At 49.0% G+C, this 17,732-nt stretch carries 17 protein-coding genes and 1 pseudogene; 8 read left to right on the top strand and 10 right to left on the bottom strand.

Annotated elements, in window-relative coordinates; translation table 11 throughout:
* Window positions 1–108: 108 nt before the first annotated feature.
* The 4 genes from ahpF to KNP71_RS14610 form a co-directional block, all read right to left on the bottom strand.
* A complete protein-coding gene (gene ahpF, locus KNP71_RS14625; protein WP_214712447.1) occupies window positions 109–1,632 on the bottom strand; it encodes an alkyl hydroperoxide reductase subunit F in 1,524 nt (507 codons plus the stop codon).
* 12 nt (window positions 1,633–1,644) lie between these two features.
* Window positions 1,645–2,208: an alkyl hydroperoxide reductase subunit C gene (gene ahpC / locus KNP71_RS14620; protein ID WP_021067918.1), complete on the bottom strand. Its 564-nt coding sequence runs from the start codon at window positions 2,206–2,208 to the stop codon at window positions 1,645–1,647.
* Window positions 2,209–2,651: 443 nt separating this feature from the next.
* Complete coding sequence (locus tag KNP71_RS14615; protein WP_214830967.1) at window positions 2,652–3,254, bottom strand: PDDEXK family nuclease; 603 nt, start codon at window positions 3,252–3,254, stop codon at window positions 2,652–2,654.
* Between the two features lie 52 nt (window positions 3,255–3,306).
* A complete protein-coding gene (locus tag KNP71_RS14610) occupies window positions 3,307–3,717 on the bottom strand; it encodes a very short patch repair endonuclease (RefSeq protein WP_214830966.1) in 411 nt (136 codons plus the stop codon).
* Window positions 3,718–3,926: 209 nt separating this feature from the next.
* On the opposite strand from KNP71_RS14610, the gene KNP71_RS14605 reads away from it, so the two are divergent.
* Together KNP71_RS14605 and KNP71_RS14600 are read left to right on the top strand one after the other, a co-directional pair.
* Window positions 3,927–5,090 (top strand): DNA cytosine methyltransferase, encoded by a 1,164-nt coding sequence (locus KNP71_RS14605; RefSeq protein WP_214830964.1) that lies wholly within the window; start codon window positions 3,927–3,929, stop codon window positions 5,088–5,090.
* Between the two features lie 14 nt (window positions 5,091–5,104).
* Window positions 5,105–6,172, top strand: a complete 1,068-nt coding sequence (locus KNP71_RS14600; protein WP_214830962.1) for an HpaII family restriction endonuclease — start codon at window positions 5,105–5,107, stop codon at window positions 6,170–6,172.
* Between the two features lie 71 nt (window positions 6,173–6,243).
* On the opposite strand, the gene htpG is transcribed toward KNP71_RS14600, so the two are convergent.
* Window positions 6,244–8,112 (bottom strand): molecular chaperone HtpG, encoded by a 1,869-nt coding sequence (gene htpG / locus KNP71_RS14595; protein ID WP_214830960.1) that lies wholly within the window; start codon window positions 8,110–8,112, stop codon window positions 6,244–6,246.
* A 279-nt stretch (window positions 8,113–8,391) separates the two neighbouring features.
* Between htpG and gloA2 the strand changes: the two genes are divergently transcribed.
* Window positions 8,392–8,772, top strand: coding sequence for an SMU1112c/YaeR family gloxylase I-like metalloprotein (gene gloA2 / locus KNP71_RS14590; RefSeq protein ID WP_021067921.1), 381 nt, complete (start codon window positions 8,392–8,394; stop codon window positions 8,770–8,772).
* Window positions 8,773–8,794: 22 nt separating this feature from the next.
* Here the strand turns inward: gloA2 and KNP71_RS14585 are convergent, their stop codons facing one another.
* The gene (locus KNP71_RS14585) at window positions 8,795–9,424 is read right to left on the bottom strand and encodes a TetR/AcrR family transcriptional regulator (RefSeq protein ID WP_029596396.1); all 630 of its coding nucleotides are present in this window, start codon (window positions 9,422–9,424) and stop codon (window positions 8,795–8,797) included.
* 122 nt (window positions 9,425–9,546) lie between these two features.
* Here KNP71_RS14585 and KNP71_RS14580 point away from each other — a divergent pair, with 122 nt between their 5' ends.
* Both KNP71_RS14580 and KNP71_RS14575 read left to right on the top strand, forming a co-directional pair.
* Complete coding sequence (locus KNP71_RS14580; RefSeq protein ID WP_214830958.1) at window positions 9,547–10,296, top strand: SDR family NAD(P)-dependent oxidoreductase; 750 nt, start codon at window positions 9,547–9,549, stop codon at window positions 10,294–10,296.
* A gap of 224 nt (window positions 10,297–10,520) precedes the next feature.
* The gene (locus KNP71_RS14575; protein ID WP_131472000.1) at window positions 10,521–13,142 is read left to right on the top strand and encodes a S8 family peptidase; all 2,622 of its coding nucleotides are present in this window, start codon (window positions 10,521–10,523) and stop codon (window positions 13,140–13,142) included.
* 49 nt (window positions 13,143–13,191) lie between these two features.
* Here KNP71_RS14575 and KNP71_RS14570 read toward each other — a convergent pair whose 3' ends face one another.
* A complete protein-coding gene (locus tag KNP71_RS14570) occupies window positions 13,192–13,518 on the bottom strand; it encodes a hypothetical protein (protein ID WP_021067925.1) in 327 nt (108 codons plus the stop codon).
* A 122-nt stretch (window positions 13,519–13,640) separates the two neighbouring features.
* Between KNP71_RS14570 and KNP71_RS14565 the strand changes: the two genes are divergently transcribed.
* Window positions 13,641–14,051: a hypothetical protein gene (locus KNP71_RS14565; protein WP_131471998.1), complete on the top strand. Its 411-nt coding sequence runs from the start codon at window positions 13,641–13,643 to the stop codon at window positions 14,049–14,051.
* Window positions 14,052–14,086: 35 nt separating this feature from the next.
* The gene (locus KNP71_RS14560; protein ID WP_131471996.1) at window positions 14,087–14,521 is read left to right on the top strand and encodes a hypothetical protein; all 435 of its coding nucleotides are present in this window, start codon (window positions 14,087–14,089) and stop codon (window positions 14,519–14,521) included.
* Between the two features lie 30 nt (window positions 14,522–14,551).
* Here the strand turns inward: KNP71_RS14560 and rluF are convergent, their stop codons facing one another.
* Complete coding sequence (gene rluF / locus KNP71_RS14555) at window positions 14,552–15,262, bottom strand: 23S rRNA pseudouridine(2604) synthase RluF (protein WP_021067926.1); 711 nt, start codon at window positions 15,260–15,262, stop codon at window positions 14,552–14,554.
* Between the two features lie 96 nt (window positions 15,263–15,358).
* Between rluF and KNP71_RS14550 the strand changes: the two genes are divergently transcribed.
* On the top strand, window positions 15,359–16,168 hold the full coding sequence (locus tag KNP71_RS14550) for a hypothetical protein (protein ID WP_214830956.1): 810 nt from the start codon (window positions 15,359–15,361) through the stop codon (window positions 16,166–16,168).
* Here KNP71_RS14550 and KNP71_RS14545 read toward each other — a convergent pair.
* Both KNP71_RS14545 and KNP71_RS14540 read right to left on the bottom strand, forming a co-directional pair.
* Window positions 16,156–16,815 (bottom strand): C39 family peptidase, encoded by a 660-nt coding sequence (locus KNP71_RS14545; RefSeq protein ID WP_029596392.1) that lies wholly within the window; start codon window positions 16,813–16,815, stop codon window positions 16,156–16,158. The two genes, KNP71_RS14550 and KNP71_RS14545, sit on opposite strands and share 13 nt — an antisense overlap.
* A 72-nt stretch (window positions 16,816–16,887) precedes the next feature.
* Window positions 16,888–17,625: pseudogene (locus KNP71_RS14540) on the bottom strand (YjiH family protein); the annotation flags it as partial.
* Window positions 17,626–17,732: the final 107 nt, after the last annotated feature.

Raw genomic sequence — 17,732 nt, 5'->3', positions numbered from 1 at the left:
ATTCACTCCCAATATGATTTAGTCCAGTGTACACAAAAAACCTGAGCAATAGACTTTTTTAAGTGTCTACTACTCAGGGTACAGTTTAATATGAGGACGCGTTTCCTATTAGTTGCGAATCATATAATCGAAAGCACCGAGTGCGGCAGTCGCACCAGATCCCATCGAGATGATGATTTGTTTGTAGGCGCTGTTCGTGCAGTCGCCTGCTGCGAACACGCCTGGGATGTTCGTCGCACCGTGACGGTCGACGACGATCTCACCGAAGTTGTTGCGTTCGACCGAGTCGAGCCAGTCCGTGTTCGGGACGAGTCCGATTTGGACGAAGACACCTTCGAGTTCGACGTGATGCGTCTCGTTCGTCTCACGAGACAAGTACGAGATGCCGTTCACTTTGTCCGTACCCGTGATTTCTGTCGTCTGTGCGTTCGTGACGACGGTCACGTTCGGGAGGCTGTGGAGACGGTCTTGAAGCACTTGGTCGGCTTTGAGTTCAGAAGCGAACTCGAGCACCGTCACGTGTTTAACAATCCCAGCGAGGTCGATCGCTGCTTCAATTCCAGAGTTGCCGCCACCGATGACTGCGACGCGCTTGCCTTCGAAGAGAGGGCCGTCACAGTGCGGGCAGTAGGCCACACCTTTGTTTTTGAACTCAGCTTCACCTGGGACGTTGACGTTACGCCAGCGTGCACCAGTCGACAGGATGACGCTCTTACTCTTCAAGACGGCACCATTCTCAAGTTCGACTTCGACGAGGTCAGTTTTCTCAAGACGCTTCGCGCGTTGGAGATTCATGACGTCGATGCCGTATTCTTTCACGTGCTCTTCCAAGCTCGCGACGAGTTTCGGGCCTTCCGTGTAAGATGTGCCGATGAAGTTCTCAATCCCCATCGTGTCCATCACTTGACCACCAAAGCGTTCCGCGACGATGCCGGTCCGGATGCCTTTACGAGCCGCGTAAACCGCTGCGCTCGCACCAGCTGGGCCGCCACCGATGACGAGGACGTCATACGGGTCTTTGTTGTCAAACGCCGAAGCGTCAGGACCAGTTCCGAGTTTCGCCAAAATCTCTTCAAGTGACATGCGTCCGTTGCCGAACGCCTCACCGTTCAAGAAGACGGTCGGGACAGCCATGATCTCTTTCGCTTCCACTTCTGCCTTGAACGCGCCACCGTCGATCATCGTGTGTGAGATGTTCGGGTTGAGGACGCTCATGACGTTGAGTGCCTGGACGACGTCCGGGCAGTTGTGGCAACTGAGGCTGATATACGATTCGAAGTGGTACGTGCCTTGAATGTTTTGAATCTGTTTGATCGCATCCGCGTCCACTTTCGGCGCCCGGCCGCTCACTTGGAGCAATGCGAGGACGAGTGACGTGAACTCGTGACCGAGCGGGATCCCTGCGAAGACAATCCCTGTCTCTTCAGACGGGCGGTTCACGCTAAAGCTTGGTGTGCGTTCGAGCGTGACGTTCTCGACCGAAATGCGTGACGACATGCTCGCGAGTTCGTTCACGAGGTCGAGCATCTCTTTTGAGACCGCGTCGTCTCCAGCGCTGACACGGAGGACGACATCGCCCTCCATGAGCTGGAGATATTGGTCCAACTGTTGTTTAATATCTGCTTCTAACATGAAATCCGCTCCTTACAACTTGCCGACGAGGTCGAGGCTCGGGCGAAGTGTTGCAGATCCTTCTTCCCATTTAGCCGGGCAAACTTCGCCTGGGTTGTTGCGGACGTATTGTGCCGCTTTGACTTTGTTAACGAGTGTGCTCGCGTCACGGCCGATGCCGCCTGCGTTGATTTCAACTGTTTGGATGACGCCGTCTGGGTCGATGATGAACGTACCGCGGTCAGCAAGGCCATCTTCTTCGTTCAAGACGTCGAAGTTACGTGAGATTGTGTGTGATGGGTCACCAATCATGATGTACTCGATTTTACCGATTTTCTCTGATGTTTCGTGCCATGCTTTGTGCGTGAAGTGTGTGTCAGTCGATACTGAGTACACTTCGACGCCGAGGTTTTTAAGTGTCGCGTATTCGTTTTGAAGGTCTTCCAATTCAGTCGGGCAGACGAATGTGAAGTCAGCTGGGTAGAAGCAAACGACGCTCCATTGACCTTTGAAGTCGTTGTCCGATACTTCGAGGAATTCACCTGTTTGGAATGCTTGTGCTTTGAAAGGTAAGATTTCTTTGCCGATTAATGACATGGGATATGTCCTCCTTGGTTTTTTACTCTAGTGGACTTTCGTCTCTACTAGAATAATTATAATGTAATACCAACTTCATATAACCCGCCAAAAATGTCAAGGCGTTTGCATGTCTGGTAAAATGTTGATATATCAACGTTAAATGGACAAATCGCTTGATAAAGGGAAAGAAAACGATTACAAAATAAATGTGATTTTGTTTTCAATAACCTATGTGAAAAAAAAGAAAAGCTGTCCCGATTGGACAGCTTTTCTGAATGAATCAGTGATCTATTCTCGTAAGAAATCAATGTATTATCAATTACAAACAAAAAAACTTAATCTGAAACGGATCAAGGTTATAGGCTGAAAAGAAGTGTTTTATAAATGGAACTGTATAAATTCGAGGGTGAAGAATTCTAAAAATTCGAATCCTACCGTATACAGTTGGTAGGAATAGTATATTATTGCATCGGAAGATTGAACTGCCTCCGCAATTCTGCAACTGTATAGCAATTTCTACTTTCTTTAATAATAGGAGAATGACCTGCAATTGAGAATTGACTGTTTTTTAAATCTTCTATGAACGTATCAAACTCATCTGTGTTAGCTAAAACAAACCCATCCAACCCTGCGTAATTACTTGTATTATTTCGGCGTGTAGCTACTTCGCTATCCGATAATGTTAGCACATAACAAGAAGCATCCTTATGAACTTGTTTGATAGCTAAAGCTTCTAGGTCAGCTTGTTTCCATCGTTCGCGTAATGATGTTTTTATTGAAAGTGCCATAGGTCTACCTGGATTATACAAAAAAACATCGAAGATAGCAGAGGGGACATATGTTAATTCAGTCTGGTGATAAATATTATTGATTCCTTCACGTGCTAAAGCTAAGACAATTAGATTTTCAAAAATTGTACCATTCAGAGAATTATTAGAATGGTAATTTTGCTTGTATTTTTCCCAATAAAAGTCTACAAATACAGATGCTAATGTATCCGCAGATAGTGGGAAATCATTTAATAGTTGTTTGGTAATAACCGTTCCATGACTGTGTGGGTTCATAAATTATTCCTCCATTTTACATTTGTATATAGTTTACATCATTCAATTATATTCATGTTCTTTTTTGTATTATATGGTAAATGATAGTGCGAATTACATTATCAAAATCCTCTTTTACCTCATGTTCCCAAAATCGAAGGATGATCCAACCTTCCTCCAGATAGTGTCGTTTGACTTCGGAATCCCGCTCGATGTTGCGACTAATCTTTTGATGCCAGAATTCGGTGTTCGTCTTCGGTATTTTGAAGTGCAAGGGGCATCCATGCCAAAAGCATGAATCTAAAAATACTACTATTTTAAATTTTTTAAATGAAATGTCAGGGGAACCATACAAAGTACGATCATTTTTTCGGAATCTATATCCCTGATTCCATAGAGCTTTTCGGACTTTTATTTCCATTTTTGTGTCTTTTCCTCTTATGGCTCGCATGTTATTTGATCTATTTGAAATTTTATTTTTCATTGTATTCCTTCTCCTAAAATATAATAAGGACTGACTTCGTAATCGTTTAGGTAACTTTACCCCCTTTGGAAAAAATGCAAAGCTAATGCAAGCAAGAAAAGGGTAAAAGAGATAACGGAATGATAATTGATAAAACGAATTGTTAATTCAAAAACGGTATGCTATTGTTTTCTTACATAAGCTATAATGACGAACGGAGGTTCTTATAGGTGCGCGGAGGAATTCGGGCTGGGGCAGGCAGAAAAGTTCTCCCTCATTACGACAAAAGAAAGAGTAGAAGTGTTTATATTGATGATCAATTATATGAAGAAATAATGAATCTAGATGTTGATGAAAAATTAAGTTTTTCAATGAGATGTAATTTATTACTGCAAGAAGGATTAAATGTGTTTGATACACAGGAGGAGGAATGCGCTATGGAGGGGAAATTAAAGTTTATCGATCTTTTCGCTGGTATAGGCGGTATTAGAAAAGGATTTGAAGACGAGAACACAATAGGGGTTTTTAGCGCGGAGTGGGATCCACATGCTGCTAAAACTTATGAAGCAAACTATGGCGAAGTTCCATTTGGTGACATTACAAAAATTCACGAAAAAGATATTCCGGAACACGATGTATTACTAGCAGGATTTCCTTGCCAGCCGTTTTCGAATATAGGAAAAAGGCAAGGCTTTGCTCATGAAACGCAAGGAACATTATTTTTTGATGTTTTGAGAATTCTGAAATGGCATATGCCGAAAATGTTTTTGTTAGAAAACGTCCCAGGTATTTTGACAATTCAAAATGGAGAAACCTTCAAAATAATTGTTAATGCATTAGAAGAGTTAGGATATAGCGTTTTTCATGATGTGTTAGATGCTCAAAATTTTGGATTACCTCATGTAAGAAAACGAGTTTTGATTATCGGGTTTCATCCTAATATGAATGTTTCCGAATTTGAATTTCCAAAAGGTGATCCTGAAAATAAAGTGCCTATTAAAGAAATATTAGAAAAAAATATTGAAGGTTATACAATTTCTGAACATTTGCAGAATAGTTATCTCTTTAAAAAAGAAGACGGTAAGCCACAATTAGTTGATCACACTTCAGATGTTCAAGCAAAAACCCTAGTCGCTAGTTATCACAAAATTCAACGATTGACTGGCACTTTTGTCAAGGACGGGCCAACAGGAGTAAGGCTTTTCTCCGAGCTTGAATGCAAGCGGCTAATGGGATTTCCTGAATCTTTTGTGATTCCAGTCTCAAGAACACAAATGTATAGGCAGTTCGGAAACTCAGTTGCTGTACCTGTTATCAAAGCTGTGGCAGATAAAATGAAATTGGTTTTAAAAGAAACGGAAATAAGAGATGAGCAAATGACCTTAAAAATTTAGACTAGGAGAAAAAGATGTCAACATACAACAAAGGTGAATGGTCAGAGTTCTACGCATTTTTGAATACGATGTCTACAGGGAAACTTGACGTTGCAGACGACGATTTAAATTTAATTCCTGAGGCCGGATACGAAGTTATAAAACTCTATAAAACGGATGCAGAAAATTCGGGAACAGATATTGAATACGATATATCTAAAATCAAGGAAGGTTATATAACTGTAAAAGATTCTGTCGGAGAATACCTTGTTAAAAAAGAAGATATTACTGATGGGAAAACAAAGTTACTAAGCGCTATTATCAACGGGAGTGGAACGTTTAGTGTTCCAGAATTAGATGAACTCATACGGGGGCTTAAACTTAAAACGATAAAAAGTCCGTCATCTAGTAAGGGCGATTTAAAAATTCAAATATATGATCACAGAACAGGTCTTTCACCACAGCTTGAGTTTAGTATAAAGTCCTTGATGGGAAGCCAACCTACATTACTCAATGCTTCTGAACCTACATCTGTGTATTATGTGCCATCTAAAGTTATTACATCTGAGATTATAGAAAATATTCAAAAGATAGACGGTAGAAATAAACTGATGGAACGTGCTGCTTATTTAGAAAGTAACGATGTTCATTTAAAATTTAAATCAATGAATAGTACTTTTTCACGAAATTTGCAAATGACTGACTTTCGGATGCCGCAAATCTTAAGTGATTTATATTATTGTTCATTGTTTGTGAGAGGTAAGAAAATTAAAGACGTAGTAGAATTTTATGTTCGAAAAACAGGTGACGACATCGAATTAATTGAACACAAAATTAAAGAAATGTTAGTTTCAATTGCTTTAGGAATGGTGCCGAATCAAAGATGGTCTGGTCTGGATTCTGCGACTGGAGGCTACATTATTGTGAAAGAAAATGGTACCGTTATCTGTTACCATATTTACGATCGTAATCGCTTAAAAAATTATTTATACTCTCATACAGCTTTTGATACTCCTTCCACCTCACGTTACAAAGCAGGTGTTTTTCACAATATAAGTGGCGAAAACTTATTTAAATTGACAATACAAATAAGATTTTGCTGAGTAATGTTTGAGCTTATACAAGAATATGGCGCAAAGACAAGATGTTGTACTACCCTGTCTTTGCGCCATATTCATTCCGCCATCAACGCGCACACCGCGTTCGAATAGGCGACCGGGTCTTCAATCGGTAGCCCTTCGATGAGGAGCGCTTGCTGATAGAGCAAATCGGTATACTGTTTCGCTTTCGCTTCATCTTCCTTATAGATGCGCTGTAACGTCTGGAAGATGGCGTGATCGGCGTTCACTTCAAGCACTTTTTCAGCTTTCATGCCGCCGCCATTCGGCATCGTGTTCAAAATCTTCTCCATCTCGATTGAGACGTCGCCAGCGACCGTCAAGCAGACCGGATGTGACTTGAGGCGTGTCGATGCGCGCACTTCTTTAACACGGTCGCCCAGTTCTTGTTTCATGAAGGCGAACAAGTCCTTGTTGTCTTCATTGAGCGAATGGGCCGCCTCGTCATCGAGCCCGAGGTCACCGCTCGCGATCGACTTGAACTCTTTGTCGTCATACGACTGGAGCATCTTGATTGCGAACTCGTCGATTTCTTCAGTGAAGTAGAGAATCTCGAACCCTTCTTCTTTCAAGCGTTCCGCCTGAGGGAGAAGGTCGATGCGGTGAATCGATTCACCCGTCGCGTAATAGATGTACTTCTGATCGTCTTTCATGCGCTCGACGTACTCTTTGAGCGTGACGAGCTTGTTCTCGTTCGATGAGTGGAACAGGAGCAAGTCTTTCAACTCGTCCTTGGCGGCACCGAACTGGTCGTAGACGCCGAACTTGAGCTGACGGCCGAACGACTCGAAGAACTTCTCGTAGTCTTCGCGCTCGTTTTGGAGCATCTTCTCGAGCATGCCTTTGATTTTCGACTTAACGTTCTTGGCGATGACGCGGAGCTGTCGGTCCTGCTGTAGCATCTCCCGGGAAATGTTGAGCGACAGGTCTTCCGAGTCGACCATCCCTTTGACGAAACCGAAATAGTCCGGGAGCAGGTCAGGCGACTTCTCCATGATCAAGACGCCGTTCGAGTACAGCTCGAGCCCTTTCTCGAACTCTTTCGTGTAATAGTCGAACGGGACCGTCGATGGGATGTAGAGGATCGACTGGTAGCGGATCGTGCCGTCGACGTTCAAGTGCAGGTGCTTGAGCGGCTCGTCGAAGCCGTAACGTTTCTCATGATAGAACGCCTTATAGTCCTCGTCCGAGAGTTCGCTCTTCCGTTTGCGCCAAATCGGCACCATGCTGTTGATTGTCTCTTCTTCGACATAGTCCTCGTATTCTTCCGAGCCGTCTTTTTGACGGTGCTTCGTCACGTCGAGCTTGATCGGGTAGCGGATGAAGTCCGAGTGCTTCTTGATGAGCGAACGGATCTCGTACTCTTCGAGGAACGTCGAATACGTCTCATCGTCCGAGTCGGCTTTCACGTGCAACGTGATCTCGGTCCCGACGTCGGTCTTGTCGGTCGGCTCGATCGTATAGCCATCCGTACCTTCCGATTCCCACAAGTAGCCTTGTTCGCTGTCGACCGAGCGGGTGCGGACCGTCACGCGGTCGGCGACCATGAACGCCGAGTAGAAACCGACCCCGAACTGGCCGATGAGGCTGTGGTCTTCTTCCATCTTCGTCGCCTGCTTCATCGCGAGCGAGCCGCTCTTGGCGATGATCCCGAGGTTCGATTCGAGCTCATCGGCCGTCATCCCGATTCCGGTGTCACGGATGGTGATTGTGCGGGCGTCTTTGTCGAGCTCGACTTTAATGAAGTAGTCGTCCTTGTTGAAGTCGATTGCCTCATCCGACAAGGCCCGGTAATACATTTTGTCGATGGCGTCACTCGCGTTCGAGATGAGCTCACGGAGGAAGATGTCCTTATGCGTATAGATTGAGTGGACCATCAACTCTAAAATTCGTTTCGATTCGGCTTGAAACTGTTTCTTTGTCATGATCGTTCTCCTTTTTATTTGTTCGATTTTGGCACTCTGATGATAAGAGTGCTAATACTATTGATTATCCTAATTTTTAGGAAGATGTCAACCCGATTCAAACAAAACGTTGACGCGGGGCTCAGATTCACCTATAGTTGAGTACATGCGATGAGCTGGTCTATGTAAGACGGCGGACATTCCTTCGGGAGCACGTTGTGGAGCGTGGTTCGACGCGGTAGACTTTTCGAGAGCACCTCTAGTGAGAGGTGCTCATTTTTTTGTATATGGGGGATTATGATGCAACTACATACCATCCATCACGTGGCGATTATCGCTTCAAATTATGACGAGGCGAAACGGTTCTACATCGATATCCTCGGTTTCGACGTCATCCGCGAGCATCAGCGTCCGGACAAAGGCGATCACAAGATCGACCTGCGGCTCGGTGCGTACGAGCTCGAGCTGTTCATCAAACCGGACAGTCCGAAACGGCCGAGCTTCCCGGAGGCGTGTGGACTCCGTCATCTCGCCTTTAAAGTCGACGACATCGAGGCGGTCGTCGCTGAACTGAATACGCACGGTGTCACGACGGAACCAATTCGGTTTGACACGTTCACGGGCGAGAAGATGACGTTCTTCTTCGACCCGGACGGTCTGCCGCTCGAACTGCACGAATAAAGCCCCTTCACGCGAAGGGGCTTTATTCTGGGCGTACATACGACAAGAGCATCTCTCGCAACACCCGCTGTTGGATTAGGGGCTCGATGTCGTCCTCTAAATAACTGATGTGAGACTTCAAAATGATGTTGTTGCCGAACGTACCGAACGCGTTGATGATGGTGACGACGGTTGCTTTCACGTCGAGATCGCTCCGGAGCGAACCGTCCGTCTTCCCGTCCGCGATGAGCGGTTCGAGCGTCTCCATGATTTCGCGCTGCAATTCGATATAGTCGTCAATCCCGGGAAGGGGACTTGCGACGGACGAGGCATAACTCTCGAACGCCTCACGGAAACGAGAATGACTCGTCCTCTTCACTTGTTGGTCGAGTAAATAGTCGAGAATCGCTTCGAGTCGCGAATAGGCATTTCCCGGCCGGCTCGTCAGTTCTTTGAACGCATCGAGCGTCGGTGCCAAATTGCGCACGGCCGCGGCAACGATCAACTGGTCTTTTTTCGGAAAGTACCGGAACAACGTCGCGACCCCGAGCTCGGACGCGTCAGCGATATCCTGCATTTGCACCCGTTCAAATCCGTCTTGTAAAAAGAGCACCTCGGCTTGCTTGATGATGCGATTCATTCGTTCTTCTTTATTTTGTTGTCGTTTACTCATGAAATCACCTCTTTGTATCTCGTTATTATACCGTGTCGAAGCAGTTTCGTTGAGAATCGAATGTGCATCGACTACTATAATGATAGTTAGACTATCATATTTAAAGAAATGGAGTTGGGATTATGCGGTTAACGGGGAAAGTAGCGGTCATTACGGGGGCAGGCAGTGGTATGGGAGAAGAGACGGCCAAGTTGTTCGCACGAGAAGGGGCGACCGTCGTCGCGACAGACATCAATTTTGAAGCGGTGACGCGCGTCGTGGAAACGATCCGTTCAAACGGAGGAGAAGCGATCGCGCTTCAACACGACGTCACGTCACGCAACGATTGGGAAAACATTTATAACGAAGTCCAGTCCGTGTGCGGCAAGCTCGATGTGCTCGTCAACAATGCGGGCATCGCGCTCGCAAAACCGTTCTTGGATCAGACGGAGGAAGACTGGGCGCGCACGTATCGAATCAATATCGATGGCGTCATGCTCGGAACGCAATATGCGATTCCACTCATGGAGCAAAACGGCGGCGGGTCGATCGTCAACATCTCGTCCATCTCAGCGCTCACAGGTATGGCCGGTGCCGGTGCCTATACGGCCTCGAAAGGAGCCGTCCGGTCGCTCACGAAAGCGGCAGCCGTCGATTACGGCAAGCACAACATTCGCGTCAACTCGGTCCATCCGGGCTATATCGTGACACCGATGAGTGCGCCGCATATGGAGCACCCGGACTATAAACAACATTTCTTGAATCAAATCGCTTTGCCGAATCTCGGTCGGGCTGAAGAAGTGGCGACGGCTGTCCTCTTCCTCGCGTCGGATGAGGCAAATCACATCACGGGAATCGAACTTCCGGTCGATGGGGGCGTCACAGCAAAATAAGCAACACAACTCGTTCAGGTCAGGGGAAAAATTCCTCTGACCTGTTTTTAAATTATTTTTCGAAAAAACCATATTAGAGATAGACAAATCGAGAGTTTCCTAAAATAATGAAATTAAGTGATTTTTTGTAGTTAATTGTTGGAACCTTCAAGCCATTATCACGTATACATGAATTGACGGATCCGTCGGTTGAAGCTTTGGACATATAGAAATGAGGAGAACAGATGAAAGCAACATGGAAACAAGTTTTATCATTCGTCACGGTGCTCATGCTCGTATTGGCATTGATTCCACCACAAGCGAGTGCGGACGCTGGAGCGGGGATGCAAGAGGCGAAGACGCTCAGCCCAGGAGTAGAAGTCACGTTCGAAACCGGGACAGACGCCACGAATACATACTGGTTCAAAATGGAACGGGGGACTCCATCGGCGATGACGCATATGGAAGTTCAGTTCGATTCGACGAAGCTCGCGAACATCTCGGTCTATCCAAGCGCCGATTTGGCCGCAAAAGATGAAACGTTCGAGCAGTATCGTTCGAGCGCGACACAAGAAGAGGGACAGCAAACGGCGACGATTCGTTTCCCGTATGCATGGGAAGGCCCGTACTACATCAAAGTGGAGTATCTCCCGATGATGGAAGAAGAAACGGTGTCGCCTTCAGACATCAAACTCGTCTACAACCCGGTCAAATTGCCGGTCAAGTATGAAAACATTGAGACGGAGGCGGGCATGTGTGCCGTCGAATCGATTTTAAATCCGGCACCAGAGCGCGACTCGATGTTGAAACTCATCCGTCGCATTCAGACGGAAGTGTTGGCACAATCGGAGTCAGGCAACGATTTGGCCGCCTTGTACTATCGGACGTCGCCATACCTCATCAAAGCGATGGTGAAAGACGGCGCGAAACGCCAACAAGCGTACAACGATTTGAAGGCATTACAGCCACTCATGAACGCGCTCGTCGACCGGAAATCATACACGCTCACGCAAGCGGATGAAGCGGCCATCGAACGGTTACAGACGCTCGTGACGTCAAGCGTGCCGACAGCATTGCAAGCAGAAGTCGACAAGGTAGCAGCTAAGCTTGGAACGGGTACGCTTGCCGGAACACCGCTCCAAGATGTAATGGGTAAATTCGGGGTATCGATTGAAGTCGATGACGCGCCGCGTTATATCGTCAAATACAAATCGTCACCGAGCAAGTCGCTCGGTAAGATGAACGCTTTATCGAACGTCTCAGCAGAGAAAGTCGATCTTGGTCGCCCAGGTGACCACTTCGCGGTCGTCGACGTTGAAGCGGCGAGCACGAAAACGCAAGCGACAGCCAAGTCGACGCTCGAGCGTGACGCGAACGTCGAGTTCATCGAGCCAGTCCAGACGTATCAAGCGTTCATGGCCGACACGAGTTATGACTATCAATGGTCACTCAATTCAAAATCGGTATTGGCGCCGTTCCAAGATGCTGGAATCGGTATTGACGCTTACGAGGCACTCAACTTACCGGCTCGGTCAGTCAAAGTGGCCGTGCTCGATACGGGTGTCGATTATCGCCTCCTGGACTTTAAAGGACGTGTCGATATCGCCAACGAGAAGAACTTTGTCGACCCGAACGGGGAAGGCAGTGCCATCGATGACCACGGCCACGGGACACATGTCGCCGGCGTCATTGGTGCGATTCAAAACAACGGGACATCGATGCGCGGCATGATGCCGGCCGTTTCGATTCTCCCGGTCAAAGTGCTTGACGCGAGCGGTTCTGGAGACACAGAACAAATCGCGCTCGGCATCAAGTATGCGGTCGATGCGGGTGCCAAAGTCATCAACATGAGCCTCGGCGGCAGCGAAAGTCGGACAATCGGCTACATGTTGAAGTACGCATATGACCGTGGTGTCGTCGTCGTGGCGGCAACCGGGAACGACGGCGATTCAAGCCTGTCATACCCAGCTTCATCGAAATACACGATCTCGGTCGGTGCGACGAACACGTTCGGCATCGTCTCGGATTACTCGAACCACGGATACGGCGTCGACGTCGTGGCACCGGGAACGAAAGTCGCGAGCCTCGTGCCAAACGGTAACGTCGTCTATATGGACGGAACGAGCATGGCGACACCGCACGTCTCGGCCGTCGTTGGTTTGTTGTTATCGACGCGTCCGACACTCAAAGTGGAAGAAGTACGTCAGTTGCTCCATCGCACAGCGGAACCAGTCGCCTTCTCAGGCGGCGATGCGACCGAAGGTATGAGCTATGAAGACGGACTTGACTATTTCATGGAAGATTCGGAAGAAGAGCTTCCGTTCAACTATGATTACATCAGTGGCTACGGCAAAGTGAACGTGCATTATGCGGCTTCGATGCTACGTCTCTACGCCAAGCCAGGGATCGTCCGTGACAATTCGACCGTGTTTTCCGCTAGCGTGCAGAGCGGGACGAACGTGACGGTCTATAACGGCGAGAAACGTCTTGCGACAGGAACGTCGAAACAGGCTCGTGTCGCCTTGAACATCGGGGCACAAAAAGCAGGCACGACACTCCGTGTCGTCTATAGCAACGGCAAGCTCGTTTCGAGCGAACGTCTCCTTGTCACAACAGGAGCTCGTCCGAAACAGCCGGTCGTCACGACACCGCGTGCGAACGCGAAACAAGTGACCGGTCGCGCCGACGCTGGAATGACGGTCATCGTGCGTGATGCGAAGCGCCGCGTCATCGGGAAAGGGACGACTGGACTCACAGGATCGTTCGTCACGAAGACACGCACGCTCAAAAAAGGAGAGCGTCTCTCGGTTCATATCGAAGATGCGAAAGGCCGCGCCAGCCAGATGAAGCAAGTCATCGTCAAATAAGTGCGCAATCAACAAGGAGTTCGCCGCGGCGAACTCCTTGTTTTATCTTCTACTCGAGGATGCCGAGGAGCTCCATGACCAAGAGGACGAACAGTCCGGAGCCGAGGACGGCCGCGAAGAAGACGAGCACAGCATATTCTTTTTGTTTCAAGATGGCCCACCAGCCGGTCACGAACGCTCCGAGCCCGAGGACGGAGAACGTGGTCATATAGCTGAGCCGGAGCATGTTCGCGGCGTTGTCGCTCCAAAGCGTCGAATGAAAGGTCGTATCGAAGTTATCGAGCAGGAGGAACGGCACGTACATGGCCAGGAACAAGCCGATGAGGATGATCGACCACTTGCCGACCGAGGTGCGAGGAAACAAGGCGCCATTCATGACGATTCACCTCTTTTCGTTGCGAGATCATCTGTATAGAACTATTCCCGTTTTGGCGAAAAGTTGACGGATTTCGTGGAAACGACATGATATAGTCGAAATGAGAGAGCGAGGGGACGAGGGTGGAACAATTCAAGCTGAAACGGATGTGGGAAGACGGTTTAGAAATGGAAGTCGTATTGACCCTGAAAGGGAAGTGGTGCGAGGTCACGGTGGACGAGTATGTACCCGCATCCGACATCGACACGCTGATCTCCACTTTATCCGTGTTCAATGTACACAATGGGAAGTCGCCCCAGACGTGGACACTCGATGTCCCGCAAGTCCACGTCTCCTTGACGTTCGAGCTTGCGAATGGGCGAGGCACCGTCCAAGTCAACGCCGTGGTCGAACAAATGAAAGGCGATGGCGGGGACATGAAGGCGACCTTTTCGTTCGAGACGACGATGGGGCAGATGGATGATTTGCAGCGACAACTGTCTGTTTTCTTGGCGCGCGAAACCGACCTGGTCGAATCGCTTCGTCCGGAGTAAGTAGCCAGATCAAAGTGAGAAAGCGGGTGCAAAAAGTGAAAACTCAATTCGAGATGGAACGGATTTGGATGGACGAGACGGAGCTGTTCTATCAGATTAGGCTTCAGCTCCATGCATCTGTCTGTTCGAGCAATCAAGATGTATATATGCAGGACGAGACACTGCAAGAACTGATTGACTCGATCGCTGGCTTCAATAACACCTGGGGGAAGGAACCCGTGATTTGGCAGTTATTGGACCCGGATGCGGATGACCAAAAAATCAGCCTCACGTTCACGCTGATTGATCGGACAGGCACGATTCAAGTCGACGTCTTCATCCATGACGAGTGGCAACACGATCCGTTCGACCACTTCCATGCGACCTTCAAGTTCAAGACGACAATGGGGCAGCTCGATGATTTGAGCGCCCAACTCAAACGTTTCATCCATCGTGAGACCGACCATGTCGCATCGCTCTATGAACGATGACAAGCCCAGACAAAAGCGTCTGGGCTTGTTTTAATACCATTCTTTCGGTTCGTAATTCAATTCGCGGAACAACTGCTCGCGCTCTTTTTTCGACAGGTCGCGCCATTGTCCGGGCGGGAGCTTGCCGAGCGTGATGTTCATGACACGTACGCGCTGAAGACGGTACACCTCGTAGCCGAGCGCTTCACACATGCGACGGATTTGGCGGTTGAGTCCTTGCGTCAGCGTGATGTTGAAATCGAACTTCGACAGTTGGTGGACTTTACACGGCAACGTCTTCTGGCCGAGGATTTTGACGCCGGCTTCCATCTGTTCGACGAACTCCGGGGTAATTGGCTTATCGACCGAGACGATGTATTCTTTCTCGTGCTCGCCCTCGGCGCGAAGAATCTCGTTGACGATATCGCCGTCGTTCGTCATCAAGATGAGCCCTTCCGAATCTTTATCGAGGCGACCGATATTGAAGATGCGGAGCGGGTGGTTGACGAGGTCGACCAAGTTGCCTTTGACCTTCTTCTCGGTCGTGCTCGTGATGCCGACCGGTTTATGGACGGCGATATAGACGTTGTTTCGTGCGACACGGGCGGCCGAACCGTTGACGAGTACTTCGTCTCCCGGATTCACTTGGTCGCCGATTTTCGCTTTCTTGCCATTGATGGTGACCCGTCCTTCTTCGACGAGACGGTCGGCTTGGCGGCGTGACGCCTTACCGGATTCACTGATGAATTTGTTGATACGCATAGATCCACGTCCTTTTTTTGGCTTCGTCCTCTCACTATAACGTATTTTACATGTGCCTGAAAGCGGGAAACGACCGAGTAGAGAGGATGTGGCACGATGGATCAGGCACGTGTGCTATTGCAAGACGCGATTCGATTTCAACAAACGCTCATGGCGTCGTCGTTTCAGGCGGAACTGATTGACGGGGCGTCCCCGGTCCTATGGTATGGGCGACCGACGCAGCAACAATGGCTCACCGTCGGGACGAACCCGTCGCGCGGCGAGTTTTACGAACGGGACGGTGCCGTCAGAAGTGGGGAATCGCAAAAGTTCTATTGGCGTGACGAATCACTCGATACCTACTTACAAGATGAAAGTGCGCTCGAAGCGACGCTTGACTATGCTGCGACTTACTTTGATGGCGGACGGGCGACGACGAGTTGGTTCGGCAAACCGGGCGGGGCGAAGCTCGAGGCTCTGCTTGAGGGCATGGGACGCTCATTCTACGATGGGTCGGCACTCCATATCGACTTCTTCAAATATGCGACGTCGCGTCAGATGGGCCAATTGCAGACGGGACGCCAGTGGATGGAGCACCCGACATCGCTCGATTTGCTCGAACGGACGATTCGTTATGTGACCCCGTCCCGTTTGATCGTCCTGGGGCGGGATAACTGTGCGGCATTTACTGGGTTCACGCACAGTGAACGGCTCGACGCGTATCCGAGTGCCCGGTTCGAACTCGGTTATCACATGACGCTCGGTATCCCGATAATCGGGTTACATTTCAAACCGTCTGAAGTGTTCGTCGGTCTCGGGAACGGTCGAGACGCGTTCGGGCTTCACCATGGCTCGTATGCGAAACGGGAGCATCTGATGCAAATCGGGGCGGCCATCGAAGCGAGCGCTCGTCGTTATTTTGGCTGAACGTCAAGCTTTGGCGGCTGGACGCGTGTGATACTGCCCCAAAAGTTGAACTCGTTGAAATCGATATAGCGGATGTCGCGGGAGCGGTTATCGAGCACCTCGAGCAAGATGACGTCTGGAAAGCCGGGCTTGTGGAAGATGATGTACCCGATTCCGGTCACGGAGTGATTTTTATAAAATCCGTTCGCCATATTCAAGATGAAGGGGCGGTCGGCCGCGAGTTCACGCTCGAATGTCGACCATTTCCATAGATAACGTGAGCTGCTGTGCCCTTTGTAGCCGTAATGGGCCCATAGTTTCGTGACGATCGTACTGATTCGAGTCGGCGGTGTGCCTTTCTCGTCTTTGAACTGATGGGCGAGCGCAATCTCACGCGCGTCTCGTTGAATCTCGATTACGTCCTCTGGGATGCGCTCATAGCCAAGGTCATGGTAATAGCGGAAAATGGCCGTCATCGAGGTGAGCGTACAATTGTTCTTGCCCCCGCTGAACGCTTTTTGAAGCAACACTGGAACCCCGCTGATGCGCTTCTCGCTTTTGACCGTCCAATGGCCGTGATAGCGGTCGTTCACGTAGGCCTTAGGGTCGATGATTCCAGCGTAGCCTTTCTTCGCTACTTCGAGCTGTCCGGCATAATGTTCGTCCATGACGCACCTCCCTTTTTCTTTATTATACAAACAACGCCCGTCCTCTGGAATGAGAGAACGGGCGTGTCGTCGTCAAAAGATGAGATGGGCGATCCCGACGATAATCGGTAACGTGATGATCGTCCGCAACAAGAAGATGAGAACGAGATCGAAGAACGAGATTGGCAATTTTGAGCCGAGCAACAATCCACCGACCTCAGACATGAAGATGAGCTGGGTGACGGACACACAGGCGATGACGAATCGCGTCAACTCACTCTCGATGCCGCTGCCGAGCACGGCTGGTAAGAACATATCGGCGAATCCGACGACCATCGTTTGGGCCGCGGCCTCTGCTTCTGGCACTTGCAACAGCATGAGAATCGGTTCGAACGGTTTGCCGAAAATCGTGAACAACGACGTGTGTTCGGCGATGACGAGCGCAATCGTTCCGACGGCCATGACGACCGGCAAAATGCCGAGCCACATGTCGAGCACGTTTTGGAACCCGTCCTTGAACGTGGCGCCGGCGCCTTTACTCGATTTTGATTTGAGCAACGCTTGACGCAGTGCCCAGACGCGCATCGGGACGTTCGCCGGCACCGGTTCTTCCGGTTTCAACTCCGTCTTCTCATACGCCGTGTCAGGCTTGCGAGACAACGGATAGATGCGCGGCATGATGAGCGCGGCGACGATGCCGGATAGGATGATAGTTCCGTAATAATGCGGGAAGTAGGCGTCGAGCTCCATGTACGACAAGATGACAATCGTGAACGTGATCGAGACGACAGAGAACGTCGAGGCGATAATCGAGGCTTCTCGTTCATTATAGAGAAGTGAACATCCAGCCGGCAACAACTCGTTGTAATTTTCTGAAAAAAAGAAAGCGTTCTCAAGAGCGAACTATTCGTATTCTCCGGCTCACTTTAGTATGATGA

Source organism: Exiguobacterium sp. s56 (assembly GCF_018618255.1).
Lineage (GTDB): Bacteria > Bacillota > Bacilli > Exiguobacteriales > Exiguobacteriaceae > Exiguobacterium > Exiguobacterium chiriqhucha.
The sequence above is the reverse complement of the archived record's forward strand: the minus strand, read 5'-3'. Positions and strand labels throughout refer to the sequence as shown.